Below are 14,330 nucleotides of genomic sequence, written 5' to 3'. Positions count from 1 at the left end.
GAACCGGTTGAGATGGTTCGCTACAAAGGAGGATGAAAGTGAACGAAGCAGGAGCTGATCAATCCGCTCGGGACGTGTTTCGACTCGACAACGACACGCTCGCCTTCCGCTTCACCGCCACCCTCACCAATCGGAACGGCTCGAGGTTCGAACGACTCACGAGCCCGCAGCGACTCGAATTATGGTTACGCGCCAACGATCTGATGGACACCCCAGCAACCGCGACAGACGACGACCTCCGCGGCGCGCAGGATTTACGTGAGGCCATTCATCGCATCGGAACCGCCGTATGCGAGGACCGCCGCGCCTCACGCGCCGATGTCGGGATCGTCAACACCGCATCCGAACTCGGTGATGCCCACCTCGTCCTCGAGAGTGGCCGGGCCCTCTGGAAATCAGCCGGAGACAATCCGATCCGCGACGCTTTGTCGATAGTGGCTGCCGACGCGATCGCGGTGCTCGGTGGACCCGACCACGACCGCGTCAAAGCCTGCCAGGGCGACGGGTGCACCGGCCTCTACGTCGACACCAGCCGCGGCAACAACCGACGCTGGTGCTCCATGAACATCTGCGGAAACAAAGCCAAGAAATCCGCGATGACCGCTCGCGCCGACTAGCTCATCTCACCTTCACCGCGACTCCATTTCGCCGCCACTCGGTTCCACAGCTTCTCGATCGGCGTCGACAGCAGGAGAAGAAACAGCGGGAAGTACGACGTCACCGGAACGAGCACACTGACGAGCAGCGCCACCACCATGATCAGGAAAGTGACGATTTCAGCGGTGAAATGCGGCTTCGCATTCTCTTCGCTCAACGAAGGGTTGCGAACCAGACCCCACGCGACCACCGCCAGGCACGCAGCACTGGCTGCCATTGTCCCGATGTAGAGAGCCCTGGTTCCGAGATCCTGCGACGGCGCTGCAACGAGCGCAGTCGGGAACGGCAAGAACACGATGGTCATCACCCACAACCCCAGCCCGCGCACAACCACCTTGTCTCCGTCGACCACGAAACGAAGCAGCCGATGCTGCGACCACCAGAGACGGAAGATCACCAGAAAGCTCAGGGCGAACGAATAGAACTGCGCAGCGTGATCGCGCAGGAGTTCCGACGTGGTGCCGTGGTGGTCACTGGTGAGTTCGACCAGCGGCAGGACGAGCAGCGTGATCGCAATGGCGACAATCGCGTCGACGAAAGTGACGTAGCGCTCGAAGTAGCGGGTGCGTTCCGCAATCTCAGCCATTGCGGAAGCATAAGCCTCACAACAAGAAACAGACCGGCGACGCCACTTTGCGGGAGGCGGTATCCCGAAACATACAATTAACGAATCAAATTCGTTATACCCCTTGACCGAGGCAGGGCCCATCCCCATACTTAACGAATCACATTCATTAAGTGACTCGCATCACGCCATCAGGGGTCGGTTCCGCCACCCCCTTCAGGACATGGGGTTGCCCTAGTGCCAATCAACGCTTCTGCGATTACGCAGTCCGACCGGGTTCCACTCACCGCCAACCGCGGTATTGCCGTCTTCAGCATCGGTGTCATGGGATTCATCACCGCGAACCTCATCCCCCTGATGATCGTGGCAATGGTCGAGGACCTCGGTGTCACCGAATCCGCCGCCGGTGCCGTCCTGACCGCATCGCTGCTGGTCTGCGCGTTCACCTGCCTCGCCACCACTCGTATCGCATCGGGTCGGCATCGTCATCTCCTCGGCCGCGTCAGCCTGATGGCAATGGCAGCCGCATTCGGCGTTGCGGCCATCGCACCGTCCACGATGATCGCGTGTACCGCGATCATCGTCGGCGGCATCGGCGCTGGTGGATCTGCATCCGTTGGTGGAGCGGCACTGGCCGCGCTCACGAACCCGGACCGGGCGTCAAGCATCAGCGGCCTCGTGAACCGTGTCGTCGTCACAGCCGTCCTCGCTCTCATACCCATCCTCGGCACACACATGACCAACGCATTCGGCATCGTCGCAGTCCTGGCACTGGCTACCGCAGCAACGGTCACCTGGTTGCCGTCATCCCCGGTGAAAGAGTCGCCGGAGACGGCGAAGTCCGCCAAGACGACCACCACTCTCCCCGCCGGGGTAAGCGCGAAACGACTCACTTTTGCCGGAACCGCATTTCTCGCGATGCTTGCAGTCTGGGCGATCAGCGAAGACTCACTGTGGGCAGTACTCGGCATCATGGGTTCCGAGCACGCCGGACTCTCGGATCAACAAATGAGTCTCGCGCTGAGCGCATCAACGGCGGGTGGCGTGCTCGCGGCTGTTACTTTGACCGCGTTGGGTTCTCGGGTCAGTCGGACAGTATCGATCTCCGTGCTACTGATACTCGGGGCAATCCTGAAGCTGTCTGCCAGCCTCACCACCGATCCCACGATCTACCTGGTACTGGTCATCGCCTGGAACACTGTCTACGCGGCCACGTTCATCGTCTTGGTTGCCATCTCGGCCGCGCTCGACGCCGCCGGCCGATGGTCGGCCCCACTACTGGGCACCTACCTCATCGGCTCCGCGTTCGCGCCGCTGTTCGGCACTTCGGTGACGGCCAGCCTCGGGTATCCGACCTTCGGAGTCATCATCTCCGGGATCAGCTTCGTTCTATTAGTCCCGTTCGCCTTGGTTTCCCGACTCTCCGCACGTACCGAGGGTGCGTATCGTCACCACAGCGCCGCCATCACTACTACCGTCATCGCGTAAGGATCACGTAGAAGTCATGAATGACAGCATCACTCACTACCGCAACGGAAAGATCTTCACGGCTGCCGACGACGGATGGGCCGAATCGATAGTCGTCGAGAACCACAAGCTCAGATTCGTGGGCGAAACCGTCTATGCCGATATCCTGGCTCCCGACGCCGAGGTGATCGATCTCCAAGGCGCCGTCGTGCTACCCGGTTTCGTCGACGCCCATACACATTTGGTCATGATGGGATTCGCGCTGCAGAAGTTGGATCTGCGTGATGCCACCGATCTCGCCGACATTCAGTCCAGCATCAAGCAATTCGCGGAATCGAACCCGGACGCACCACGCCTGCTGGGTCGCAGTTGGTTGTTCTCCGCGCTGGATGGAGGGCACCCGACGCGAGAGATGATCGACGCCGTCGTGCCCGATCGCCCGGTGTACCTCGACGCCAACGACGTACATTCGGTCTGGGTGAACACTGCAGCACTGCGAGAACTCGGCATCGACGCGGACACGCCCGATCCGATCGGCGGTCGTATCGGCCGGGATCCGGACACCGGAGAAGCCACCGGAATGCTGTACGAGACCGCCATGATGCTCTACGTCTGGCCGAAACTGGCGGAACTCGCATCCGACGAGGACCGGGACGCCGCCCTCGCGCTCGCGTTCCGCCACTATCTCGAGGACGGCGTGACCGGCGCGGTCGACATGGCTCTCGGCGCGGACGAATTAGCTTCGCTGGAAAGAGCATTGGATGCAGGAGACGGCACATTGCCGCTGCGCGTCGCGGCTCACTGGCTGATGACCCGCGAGGACAACGAGGCTGACAACGTCCGACAAGTTCACGACGTGATCGAACTCCACGAGCGCGTCCAAGGTCCGTGGCTCCGTATCGCCGGAATCAAGATCATCATCGACGGTGTGATCGACAGCTGCACTGCCGCAATGAAAGAGCCGTACTCTGACGGCACCAACGCCGAGCCCATCTGGGATCTCGAGTCCTTGATCCCCGTCGTGACAGCCGCTGACGCCGCAGGCCTGCAGATCGCGATGCACGCGATCGGCGACGAGGCGTCGGAGATCGGATTGACGGCACTCGAGTACGCGATCGCCGCCAACGGAGACATTCCCCGCAGGCACCGAATGGAACACTTGGAGTCCATCACCCGGGACAACGTCGAAAGGCTTGCCCGCCTGGGAATCATCGCCTCGATGCAACCGGTTCACGCTGACCCTGCTATCCAAGAGAACTGGCAGGCGATGCTCGGCGACTACCGGGTGAATCGCGCGTACCCCTGGCCCGAATTCACCGAGGCCGGAGCGGTTCTGGCGTTGGGTTCGGACGCTCCGACGGCGCCCCACCCGCCGCTGCCGAACATGTTCATCGCCACCACCCGTCGATCCGCAATCGATCCGTCACTGGCACCCAACCTGCCGGGGTACGCACTCCCCCTCGCGGACGCGCTGGCTCACGCAACCCGCGACGCTGCCTACTCGTGCCGGTGGGAAGATGTGACCGGCCAACTGGTTCGGGGAAAAGCAGCCGATTTTGTCGTACTGAAACAAGATCCGTTCACCGAAGGGGTCGATTCTCTCCTGACCACGGAAATCGCGATGACCGTGGTTGCCGGATCCGTGCGATACGACTCCGCTCGCGCCACAAACGCCGAAGCCGTCAACACCGAAGCCCGATAGCTGATCGTTATCAGTTGTTCGATAACGCACGCATGCGGCCCGGCGACAGAACGAGGGAGGGACTTGAACACGTGAACCCACACTCTCTGGAGGACGCATGCGCAGGAAAGCTCCGATTTCGGCCGCCGTCGCTGTCTCGGCACTGGTGACGGCCACTGCCCTGATGGTCGCCGGTTGCGGGTCGACCGAAGGAACACCCGAGGCGGCGGCGAGTTCAGCAGCGTCAAGCTCAACGGCGTCGGCGACCTCGACGGCAAACGAATCCGGGACGACGGTAACGAGTTCTCCCCCGCCGCAATCGGGCACCCCAGCAAGCGAATCCGTGCCGGCGACGACGCCTGCAGTCCCGGCTTCAGGTCCCTGTCTCGACGTCGACTCCCCGGTTGTCACGGACGCAATCAGTACCTTGGGAACCGACGTCAACGGCGGCAGCTGGATACCGAGATCCGCGAGCGAGGAGCAGATCGGTAATTGTCCTGACCTGCTCTGGGTTTCGGTCGACGGTGACGGCGTGGGCGATGCGACGTATCAGTCACACGTCCTGTTCTTCCACGACGGGACTTACCTGGGCACGGCTACCAGCAAGCCGTACTCGTACACACACGTCATCGACAGCAACAAGAATTCGGTGTCCGTCCAATACCGATGGTTGCTCGACGACGACGCATTCTGCTGCCCTCAAGGCGGACCGAATATCGTGAATTTCACGTGGAACGGCAGCGCTGTGGTCGCCGACGGCCAGTTCCCGCCCTCCTGAACCCGTTTCCGTCCGATACAGCTCTGAATACAACTGTGCCCCAGCGACAACGGTCGCTGGGGCACAGTCTTCTTCGATCTACTCGCCGACGCTCCTACTCACCTACACCGAGTTCGCGCAGGCGAGTCTTGTACAGCTCGATGTTGCCGAGCTTGATGTCCTCGTAGCCGCGAACCACGTCCGGCAGTGCCGCGATCTCGACGGCGCGATCGTATCCGTCGGTTGCGAGCGTACGAGAGAGATCAGCGATCATGGCCTCGTACTCGGCGAGCAGTTCACGCTCGACCTTGCGGACGTGCATGTAGCCGAAGGGATCGAGCTTGGTACCGCGCAGCTTCTTGCCCTTGGCCAGAACCTTCAGTGCAACATGCGACTTGGGCCCGAGGCCGATCTTCTTCTTGCGGCCCATCACTCGGAGGATCGGGGGGTGGAGCTTGTAGGTCAGGTTCTCCCCGGCCGGCACCTGCGACTTGACGTCTTCGATGAAGGCAGGATCGACCAGCATGCGAGCAACTTCGTACTCGTCCTTGTACGCGGTGAACTTGAACAGGCCGCGGGCGACCGCTTCACTGAAATCGGTCCGCTCGGTTGCGGCACGTTCAGCAGTCCAGACTGCCTGAACCTGATCGATGTAGCGCTGGGCGATCTTGACGGACTGGAACTCGATGAGCTGTGCCGCACGCAGTTCGACCAGTCGCAGGGTTTCACCGGTGAAGGTGGTTCCGGCGAACATGTGAGCCGGTGCGACGACGGGTTCGCGGACGGACTTGGCCGGCGTGGTGACGGCCGAGAACGCTGCAGTGTCGGCAATTGCTGCACGGCCCCAACGGAATGCCGCGATGTTCGCTTCCACGGCAACGCCGTTGATGCCGATCGCTTCTTCGATGGCCTCGGCCGGCAGACGAAGTCCACCGCTCTGGTAGGCAGCACCGATCAGCAGGAAGTTGGCGGCTGCGGTGTTACCGAACAACTCCTGTGCCGCGGCGAGTGCGTCGAACGAGCGCAGGGTGCGCGACACCTTGTCGAGACGGGCGAGGAGTGACGTCTCCTCGGGGTAGCGAACAGCCTTGTCGTAGACCATGTCTCCGGTCGGCGTCTGCGACGTCGATGCGATGGAGACCGTCTTCTCGGCGTTGCCGTAGTCGAGGTTCTTGTTGTCCGTCGCGGTCAGCAGGTCGAAGGCGACGATGCAATCCGCGCTGCCCGGGGTGAGGCGGTTGGACGGCTCGAGCGCGCTGGAGCTGAAACGCAGGTGCGAGACAACCGGTCCGGCCTTCTGGCTCAGGCCGATCTGGTCAAGGCTCTCCACCTCGAGGCCGGCGCGCAGTGCCGCCGTTGCGAGCACCTGGTTGACGGTCACGATACCGGTGCCGCCGATGCCCGCGAGGAACACGTTCTGCGTGCTGGTGAGCGGTCCGAAATCGGGATCTGCGACGACGGGCGGGACGGGACGTGCGGCCTTGGGAGCCTTCTTGCCGGGCACCAGTTCGACGGTCACGAACGAAGGGCAATCGCCGTCCATGCAGGTGTAGTCCGTGTTGCAGGACGTCTGGTCGATCTTCGTCTTGCGACCGTACTCGGTGTCCACGGGCTGGACCGAGAGGCAGTTCGACTTCACACCGCAGTCACCGCAGCCCTCGCACACTGCCTCGTTGATGACGACGCGAGTGTTGCGAGTGGGCAGCGTGCCACGCTTGCGCTGGCGACGAGCGTCGGCCGCACAGTGCTGGTCGTAGATCAGTACGGTGACGCCCTTGATCTCGCGAAGCTCCTTCTGAGCCTCGTCGAGGCGATCGCGGTGCCAGAGCTTGGTGCCCTTGGCCAGGGCGCGCTTGTTGTGGCGCGAAGGCTCGTCGGCGCAGATGATGATCTGCTTGACGCCCTCGGTGGTCAGCTTGTGGCTGAGTTGAGCAACGGAGAGGGCACCTTCTGCGTCCTGTGCACCGGTCATCGCCACTACTTCGTTGTAGAGCAACTTGTAGGTGATGTTCACGCCTGCGGCGATGCATGCCTGGACAGCCAACTGACCGGAGTGGAAGAAGGTGCCGTCGCCGATGTTCTGGAACAGGTGAGGCACGTCGGTGAACGGTGCCTGCCCGATCCACTGGCTGCCCTCGCCGCCCATCTGCGTCAGGCCGGTGACAGCGCTGTCCTCACGGCCGGACATGGTGACGAGTGTGTGGCAACCGATTCCGCCGCCGCCGATGGAGCCCTCGGGGATAGCGGTGGAACGGTTGTGGGGGCACCCACTGCAGAAGTACGCGGTTCGCTTGGCGGAGAGCACGCTCAGCGACAGCGGTGCCGGGAGGGTGCGCTTGAGCTCGACGTGCGGCTTCAGTACGCGCCGCAGCGGGGCGAGCAGCCGGCCTGCGGTCAGTTCACCACTGGCAGGCATGAGCAGACGGCCCTGGCCGTCACGCTTGCCGATGATGCGAGGAGCATCGTCGGTGCCGTACAGGACTTCCCGGATCTGAGCTTCGATGAACGCGGTCTTGTCCTCGACCACGACGATCTGCTCGAGACCTTCGGCGAACTCCTTGATCTTCTCGCCAACGACGGGGTAGCACATTCCGATGCGAAGGAGACGGATCCCGGCGCGGTGCAGCGCCGCATCATCGACGCCGAGGTCTGCCAGAGCTTGGCGGACGGAGTCGAAAGTTGTACCGGTGGCGGCGATACCGATCTTCGCACCGGAGGGGTTGACCTCGATCACATCGAGGTTGTTGGCAGTTCCGTACGCGTGAACAAGATCCCATCGCGGGCCGTACAGATCGGCCTCGGCGATGACACTGTCCGGCGGCGCAGCCATCTGACGCTGCTTGTAGACGAAGGGCTTGCCCTCGAACTGCACTTCCGGAACCACGATGTCGAAGTCCGCGATGCTGCCGTCGATCGTCCAGGCACCGTCGGCGACGTCGGCGACGATCTTCAGCGCTACGACGCAACCGGACACCCGCGAGAGTGCAACGGCGTGCATACCCATCGTGATGATCTCTTCGGCATTGCGCGGAAAGAGAACCGGCACACCCATCGCGGCAAGCGAGCGCTCGCTGACGGCCGGAACCGTGGAGGACTTCGACGCCGGGTCGTCGCCCACCAGCAGGACGACGCCGCCCTTGGGGTTCACGCCGTACATGTTGGCGTGGCGAATGGTGTCGGTAGCGCGGTCGACGCCGGGGCCCTTGCCGTACCAGACGCCGGTCACGCCGTCGTGGGTCGCGGTTCCGGCCGGGAGATCCGTCTGGCTTCCCCATACCGCGGTGGCAGCGAGCTCCTCGTTGAAGCCGGGGATGAAGGTGATGTCGTGTTCCGCGAGAACCTTGGGCATGCCGTGGAGCATCTTGTCGACGCCGCCGAGGGGGCTGCCCTGGTAACCGGAGACAAAAGTGGCAATACGCTTACCCGCCCGGATGTCGCGAACGTGCTGCTCGACGAAACCGCGTGCGATTGCCTGAACACCGGTCAGCAACACCGGTCCCGATCCCGACCGGTACCGATCATCGAGGTCATAGGGCTTGGCCTGGGCTACGCCCGACACCAGTTCAGTCATCGTGGACCACCGTTCCGTCTGCAGTGCATTTCAACTACCGTGCATTTTCAACAACCGCGTAACTCGATCTGTTCAGATGATCGTGGTCGAGGTATGTGAAAGCGTCAACAGAGGCTTGTTCAACTATTCAAATTGGCAATTTGTGAGCCAAATCACGTGACCTAGGTCATCGAATCAATCAGTTGGAGACCCGTTCGTGGCGATACGGCGAAACGGACATAAAACGTTCCCGACAATGCACACCGAGAACTTTCTTGACATTGACGCAACGTCAACTTGCATGCTGAATGAGCACAACCGATCCGAGAGTAGGAACTCCACGTGAGCGAATGGTCCATCCAAGAACTCGCCAAATCCGCCGGTACCACCAGCAGAACGCTGCGCCATTACGGCGATCTCGGACTCCTGGAACCAAGCCGCATCGGCGCCAACGGCTACCGCTTCTACGACGAAGACGCCCTGGTGCGACTGCAACGCATCCTGCTGCTTCGGGAACTCGGACTCGGATTGCCGGCCATCGCCGAAGTCCTCACCGGTGAACGCGACACGGCCGCCGCGCTGCGTACGCACCTCGAACTCCTCGAGCAAGAGCGCACGCGGATCTCGAGACAGATCGAATCGGTCAACAGGACGTTGAACAAGACGAAGAAAGGTGAATCACTCATGCCGGAAGATGTCTTCGACGGGTTCGACCACACCCGATACAAGGACGAGGTCATCGAGCGTTGGGGCAAGGACGCCTATACCAGCGGCGACAACTGGTGGCGGTCGATGTCCGAGCAGGACCGGAAAGCACATCTGCAAGCTCAAGCTGACATCGCAGCGGCATTCGGAAAAGCACTGACAGCGGGCCTACCCGCGGAAAGCGACGACGTCCAGACGATTACCCAGAGACAGTTCGAGTGGATAAAAATCGGTTGGCAGGGAAGGACTCCCAGCGCCGACGCCTTCACCGGACTCGGCCAGATGTACGTCGACGATCCCCGCTTCACTGCAAACTACGACAAGTACGGAGAAGGCACCGCTTCGCTGGTCCGTGACGCGATGAAGATCTACTCCGAGCGCAATTTGCACTGACGTCGATCAGTCCTGCCCACTGCCGAGGAGGTTGTGTCGGTGCGCTGCCGCGACGGCCTCTTCGCGGGAATGCGCACCGAGTTTGCGATACAGGGCTCGCAGGTGACTCTTCAATGTGTTGTTGGATACGAACAACTTTCGCGCTATCTCGCCGATCGGAATGCCGAGACCCAGTTCCACGAGAACGTCCATCTCCCGCTTCGTCAATTGGACTTGAACGATAGCCGCCGGATACATCTGCGGCACTTCGGATTCGAGAAAGGTTGCGACGGCACTGCTCGGGCCCTCGGCCCGCTCTTCCAGTTGCCTGATCAGATCACGCGGTATGGTCGCCAGCGCCGACAGGACACCTGAGGTTTCGAGCAGTCCGCGAGCCTCCTCCCACGGACTGGCGGCAGCGGGGATTCTCCCCAGTTCGCACAGCGCAGCGCATTCGATCAGCAGGGACTCGAGCCGAAACCTCGTGAGATACTGCTCGCTCCAGTCGATTTCGCGACACAATTCCAATGCCTGTGACGGAGCCCCCGTCAGGAGATGCGCACGAGCGACAGAAACCGTGACAACAGCAAACGTATGCGGCGCAGCGACTGATTCCTCCAGCGCCTTGGTACCCTCCCCGGACGCCAACAGAAGATCGATACGCGCCGCGGCGAGAAGTGCGTCACCGAGTGATCGTTCACACGGATTCACGTGCCCGTGCGTTGCCACTGCACGCTGGAGCGAAATCAGCCCTGAGAACGGATCCGATTGCAGCAGTGCGAATCTGGAGTAAGTGTAGGCCGCGAACGCCCACAGGTCGCCCGGCGGTGTGATCTCGGCGAGCGCGTCCATCGCGGCAGCGCCGGCATTCAGGTCCACGCGATCGCACGCCACCAGTGCCCGCGCGATCGCTCCCCCCATGTGCGAGGGCGGTCCCAACCATCCCGAAACGTCCGGGTGTGTGCTTTCGAGGTGAAGCCAGTCTGTCGCGTGCGCGACGTCCCCGATCAGCGCGGAGTTGAGCGCGGCATTGCCAGCGGCGTGCCGCAGGACGAACTCCGGACCGTGTTCCATCGCACCCTGATAGGCGAGTCGCAATTCCACCGCGGCATCACCGAGGTCACCGGTCAGTTGATGCGAAACACCCCAGATCAGGCGCAGGGCGGGCAGTTGAGACCCCAACGCGCCCAACGACTCGTCACCGAGTCCGTACACGACGTGAGCCAACTTGCGCGTGATCTCGGTAGAGCGTTGGTACTTACCGGATGTTCTCAGCACAACCGATTGGACCGTCCCGACGTTCAACAAGCTGTGCGCATGCGAACTACCACCTATCGCACGCAATTCCGCCGGTTCCGTCGGCAACGAATCGCCGTTGACCAACTGCGGCCGTAGGCGTGATTCGAGCAGGTCACGGCCCACCAGAATCGAAGAGTTCGAACTGAGTACGTCGCCGGGTATGGATTGCAACGCAGTCCGGACCAATCCGGTGTGATCGACCAGAAGATCGGCCCAGTGACGCTCGAGTATGTCGAGCACCCTGGTCCAATGGCGTCCGTCCAAGGCGTAGTGAACGGCACCGGCTATATCCGAAGTCCCGAGAGCGTGATCGACGAGAACCTGGAAGGGATCGTCGAATCCATCCCCTTGTTCGGTCCGTATCTGCATGAATGCCAGTCGAACTGACGGCGCAAAGTACCAGGATGCTTCTCCCTCGGGACCGTCCCGAAAGATCAGACCGAAAGACTCGAGCAAGTCCAGTTTGCCCTCCACGTCAAGATCGTCGGACAAGACACGAGCGATCTCTGGTGTGACGGTGCGGGCGGCGGCGATCGTAGTCGCGAAGTCGAACAACTCGAGCGACTTGCCCGATCGAGGAGCGGTCCGACTGACGTACGCGTGGATCGCCTGGTCCACTCGCTGCTGAACGCGTTCGCGCCCACGACTCGGTTCACTCAGCCCCGCAACCGCACTCAGAGCAACCTTCATCAGCACAGGAACGCCGGCAACACGCTCGCAGATCGAATGGACGATGCCCGAGGGAAGGTGGATCCCTGCCTCCGCGAACAGAACTGTGGACTCGTCGAGCGTGTACCTGAGGTCGTTCGCGCACAGGTACTCGTCCACGCGGACGTCCTCGAGTAAGTCCGTCGCAGACCGATCCTGCAGCGTGACGATTACTTTCAATCCGGGAAGCCGCACGATCAGATCCACGATTCGGCGTCCCACCTCGTCACCCTCAACCAGGTCGATGCGGTTGAACACCAACACGAATGGAGTGGGCGACGAGTCGAGAAGTGATTCGATTGCCCCCACCGGATCCTCGCGCATTCGTGGCGGGGCCTCGAGTGATTCCAGAGAATCTTGAATCACTGCGAGCGCAGTGTTCCAGTACTCGAGGGAGGTCATCCGATTCGATGGCGCCGGCACCCAGACAACTGGTCTGATGGGCATGTGCCCGAGAGTCGTGAGCCACAACGCGGCGAGGTCCGTCTTCCCGAACCCACGCGGCGAATCGATGACCGTCAATCCCGCCGAGCGTTCCATCAACCCGAGCAGACGAGGACGAATCGCCGTGGCTCCACGCCCGGCGAGCCGTCTTTGCAGCGTGCCCCTTCCTCGAGGATTTCGCTTTGCTCGAGATAGCTGCGACCGATTCGAAGTGGATGTCATGATGGCCGACAAACGAGCAGTCGATCCCCGCCGAACTCGAGATTTCGTTCGAGCATCGAACTCCCAACCTGTCCACCCATAACGAACAACATAGACAGAATCACCGCGACACGCGAGCACTGGCCGTCTCACAAATACGTCCGATTTGTCTCATTATGTGGGCCCGGTCACTATTGACGTTTATTTGCGGGAGAGTGACTGCGACCTGCGGGATCTGACATATCATGCCCGCGTGCCGATGAATTCCGCCCGCATTCGCGTGTCGACTCGATCGGTGGACCCTGCGGACGCCAACGAGTTCTGGCGTGTCGTCACGCGTCCGTTCTTCGTCACCGAGCCGATAGCCGCCGACGCGCCCCTCCAAGGCTCGATCTCCGCCCTGCCTATCGGGACCTCGCTGATCGGTGAAACGACCTTCAACGCGCAGAAGTACAACCGCAGCAAAGTTGTGATCGCCGAGAGCGGACTCGACGATCAGTACATGATCCAGGTCGTTCTCGGCGGACAGGTCAGTGGTGACGCCGACGGAGTGGATTTTGTCGCCCGCCCTGGGGACATCGCGTTCTTCGACCTCGGGCGAACCTGGACTGCTGACGTCGAAACCGAGGCGACCGGACGCACCATCACATTCCTGGCGCCGCGCTCCCTCGTCGAAGCGGAGTCGAAGGGTCGATCTCTACACGGGACGGTACTGCGCGGAGTTCCTGCCGTCGTGCTCGCTCAGTGCATGCAATCGGTCGTACTCGCGCTACCGCATCTCGATCCCGATGCTGCGGCCGGCTACGAGGACGTCGTCGCTTCCCTCCTGCGTGTCAGTTTGGGTATCGCCGAACCTGATCTGTCGCCGCGGCCCGATCACTCTCTCCGCGATCGTGCGTACGCCTACATCGCCGAGCATCTCTCGGAGACCTGGCTCGGCCCGACGAGCATGTGCGCAGCATTGTCGGTCTCCCGAGCACAGCTCTACCGCGCATTCGCATCCGACGGCGGAATTGCTCTTGTCATACGGCGCAAGCGCCTCGAACTCGTCTACCGCGAGTTGACCAGAGCCGAGATGTCGAACGAAACGACCGACGCGTTGGCCCTGCGATGTGGCTTCACCTCGAAATCCCAATTGGCGCGCGCGTTCAAAGACTTCTACGGGATGACTCCGAGCCAAGCTCGTACCGATGGCAGGCGCACGATCGGGGACCCGTCGATCGCACGGCTGCACCGTCGACTCGAGTTCTTCAGCCCCTGAATCCGAAATACTCCACAGCCTCGGGATCGCGCCTGTGTTCTAGTTGTTCCATGAGCTGGGTCGACAAGGAACTGAGTCTGGCTGCGCTCACAGGCGCGGTCACAGGTGTTGCCTTGATGATCCCGATAGTCGGCGATGGAGCCTGGTCCTGGGTAGGACTGTTCATACCCGCTTTCATCGGAGCGCTGGTCGGGCTGATTGTTGGCTCGAGCGCTGTTGCAGGCGGGCGCTGCGCCCTGAGAACAAGCCACACATGGCCGGCGCGCACAGTCTGCTGCTGGAAGCATCGGTTCGCTGCGTACTCGGCCTTGGCGGTGACATTGTTGGTAATCGGAGTGTTCATGGCGGCCGTCACCGCTTCAGGTGCCCCGGTGCGAGATGCCGCAGGGTTCCCGACGTCCTTGATCGTACTGGCGGTCATCGCCGCAGTTACGTACGTGTTCTCCTACCTGCTCGCCCCCGCCCAGGCCTCCCAGACCCCGTAAGGACCTCTGCTTCATCACGATTCGGCCTCCGAACCGCGGTGGAGATCAATAACTCCTTGCCAGGCAGCGAGCTCAGATCACTTCAGCTGGAAATGAACCGGAGAACAAACTGCTCGATGCCTTCCGAAATGACTTTGGTCAGCGCAGTGAAGTCGTTCGACCAACGTTGAATATCCAA

The 14,330-nt window shown here is 61.8% G+C and carries 10 protein-coding genes; 7 read left to right on the top strand and 3 right to left on the bottom strand.

Translation table 11 applies throughout. The annotated features are described in order from the left end of the window. Positions 1 to 32 precede the first annotated feature (32 nt). A complete protein-coding gene (locus AC2ETI_RS08300; RefSeq protein WP_153211744.1) occupies positions 33 to 617 on the top strand; it encodes a CGNR zinc finger domain-containing protein in 585 nt (194 codons plus the stop codon). Here AC2ETI_RS08300 and AC2ETI_RS08295 read toward each other — a convergent pair. Beyond that, positions 614 to 1,243 (bottom strand): TMEM175 family protein, encoded by a 630-nt coding sequence (locus tag AC2ETI_RS08295; RefSeq protein WP_019745022.1) that lies wholly within the window; start codon positions 1,241 to 1,243, stop codon positions 614 to 616. The genes AC2ETI_RS08300 and AC2ETI_RS08295 overlap by 4 nt on opposite strands. 216 nt (positions 1,244 to 1,459) lie before the next feature. Here AC2ETI_RS08295 and AC2ETI_RS08290 point away from each other — a divergent pair, with 216 nt between their 5' ends. The 3 genes from AC2ETI_RS08290 to AC2ETI_RS08280 all read left to right on the top strand — a co-directional run bounded on the left by AC2ETI_RS08290 (position 1,460) and on the right by AC2ETI_RS08280 (position 5,148). Further along, positions 1,460 to 2,710 carry an MFS transporter gene (locus tag AC2ETI_RS08290; RefSeq protein ID WP_019745023.1) on the top strand — a complete coding sequence of 417 codons (1,251 nt, stop codon included), beginning with the start codon at positions 1,460 to 1,462 and terminating at the stop codon, positions 2,708 to 2,710. A 16-nt stretch (positions 2,711 to 2,726) separates the two neighbouring features. Beyond that, the gene (locus AC2ETI_RS08285; protein ID WP_133726969.1) at positions 2,727 to 4,391 is read left to right on the top strand and encodes an amidohydrolase; all 1,665 of its coding nucleotides are present in this window, start codon (positions 2,727 to 2,729) and stop codon (positions 4,389 to 4,391) included. 97 nt (positions 4,392 to 4,488) lie between these two features. Further along, positions 4,489 to 5,148, top strand: coding sequence for an LppP/LprE family lipoprotein (locus AC2ETI_RS08280; protein ID WP_483633775.1), 660 nt, complete (start codon positions 4,489 to 4,491; stop codon positions 5,146 to 5,148). 94 nt (positions 5,149 to 5,242) lie between these two features. On the opposite strand, the gene AC2ETI_RS08275 is transcribed toward AC2ETI_RS08280, so the two are convergent. Then, on the bottom strand, positions 5,243 to 8,698 hold the full coding sequence (locus tag AC2ETI_RS08275) for an indolepyruvate ferredoxin oxidoreductase family protein (protein WP_483633774.1): 3,456 nt from the start codon (positions 8,696 to 8,698) through the stop codon (positions 5,243 to 5,245). Between the two features lie 321 nt (positions 8,699 to 9,019). On the opposite strand from AC2ETI_RS08275, the gene AC2ETI_RS08270 reads away from it, so the two are divergent. Then, positions 9,020 to 9,775, top strand: coding sequence for a MerR family transcriptional regulator (locus AC2ETI_RS08270; protein ID WP_019745027.1), 756 nt, complete (start codon positions 9,020 to 9,022; stop codon positions 9,773 to 9,775). A gap of 6 nt (positions 9,776 to 9,781) precedes the next feature. On the opposite strand, the gene AC2ETI_RS08265 is transcribed toward AC2ETI_RS08270, so the two are convergent. Next, positions 9,782 to 12,301, bottom strand: coding sequence for a helix-turn-helix transcriptional regulator (locus AC2ETI_RS08265; RefSeq protein WP_483633773.1), 2,520 nt, complete (start codon positions 12,299 to 12,301; stop codon positions 9,782 to 9,784). Positions 12,302 to 12,665: 364 nt separating this feature from the next. Between AC2ETI_RS08265 and AC2ETI_RS08260 the strand changes: the two genes are divergently transcribed. Together AC2ETI_RS08260 and AC2ETI_RS08255 are read left to right on the top strand one after the other, a co-directional pair. After that, on the top strand, positions 12,666 to 13,667 hold the full coding sequence (locus AC2ETI_RS08260) for a helix-turn-helix domain-containing protein (RefSeq protein WP_483633846.1): 1,002 nt from the start codon (positions 12,666 to 12,668) through the stop codon (positions 13,665 to 13,667). Between the two features lie 50 nt (positions 13,668 to 13,717). Further along, positions 13,718 to 14,152 (top strand): hypothetical protein, encoded by a 435-nt coding sequence (locus AC2ETI_RS08255; RefSeq protein ID WP_256063166.1) that lies wholly within the window; start codon positions 13,718 to 13,720, stop codon positions 14,150 to 14,152. Positions 14,153 to 14,330 lie beyond the last annotated feature (178 nt).

It is taken from the genome of Rhodococcus sp. MurmanLake-1 (assembly GCF_056945715.1).
Note: the sequence above shows the minus strand (reverse complement) of the source record. Positions and strands in the feature narration are given on the sequence as shown.

Coding starts and splice junctions, on each gene's coding strand:
- AC2ETI_RS08300 (WP_153211744.1), top strand. CDS start 33: ATGAAAGTGAACGAAGCAGGAGCTGATCAATCCGCTCGGGACGTGTTT.
- AC2ETI_RS08295 (WP_019745022.1), bottom strand. CDS start 1,243: ATGGCTGAGATTGCGGAACGCACCCGCTACTTCGAGCGCTACGTCACT.
- AC2ETI_RS08285 (WP_133726969.1), top strand. CDS start 2,727: ATGAATGACAGCATCACTCACTACCGCAACGGAAAGATCTTCACGGCT.
- AC2ETI_RS08280 (WP_483633775.1), top strand. CDS start 4,489: ATGCGCAGGAAAGCTCCGATTTCGGCCGCCGTCGCTGTCTCGGCACTG.
- AC2ETI_RS08275 (WP_483633774.1), bottom strand. CDS start 8,698: ATGACTGAACTGGTGTCGGGCGTAGCCCAGGCCAAGCCCTATGACCTC.
- AC2ETI_RS08265 (WP_483633773.1), bottom strand. CDS start 12,301: ATGGAACGCTCGGCGGGATTGACGGTCATCGATTCGCCGCGTGGGTTC.
- AC2ETI_RS08260 (WP_483633846.1), top strand. CDS start 12,666: ATGAATTCCGCCCGCATTCGCGTGTCGACTCGATCGGTGGACCCTGCG.
- AC2ETI_RS08255 (WP_256063166.1), top strand. CDS start 13,718: ATGAGCTGGGTCGACAAGGAACTGAGTCTGGCTGCGCTCACAGGCGCG.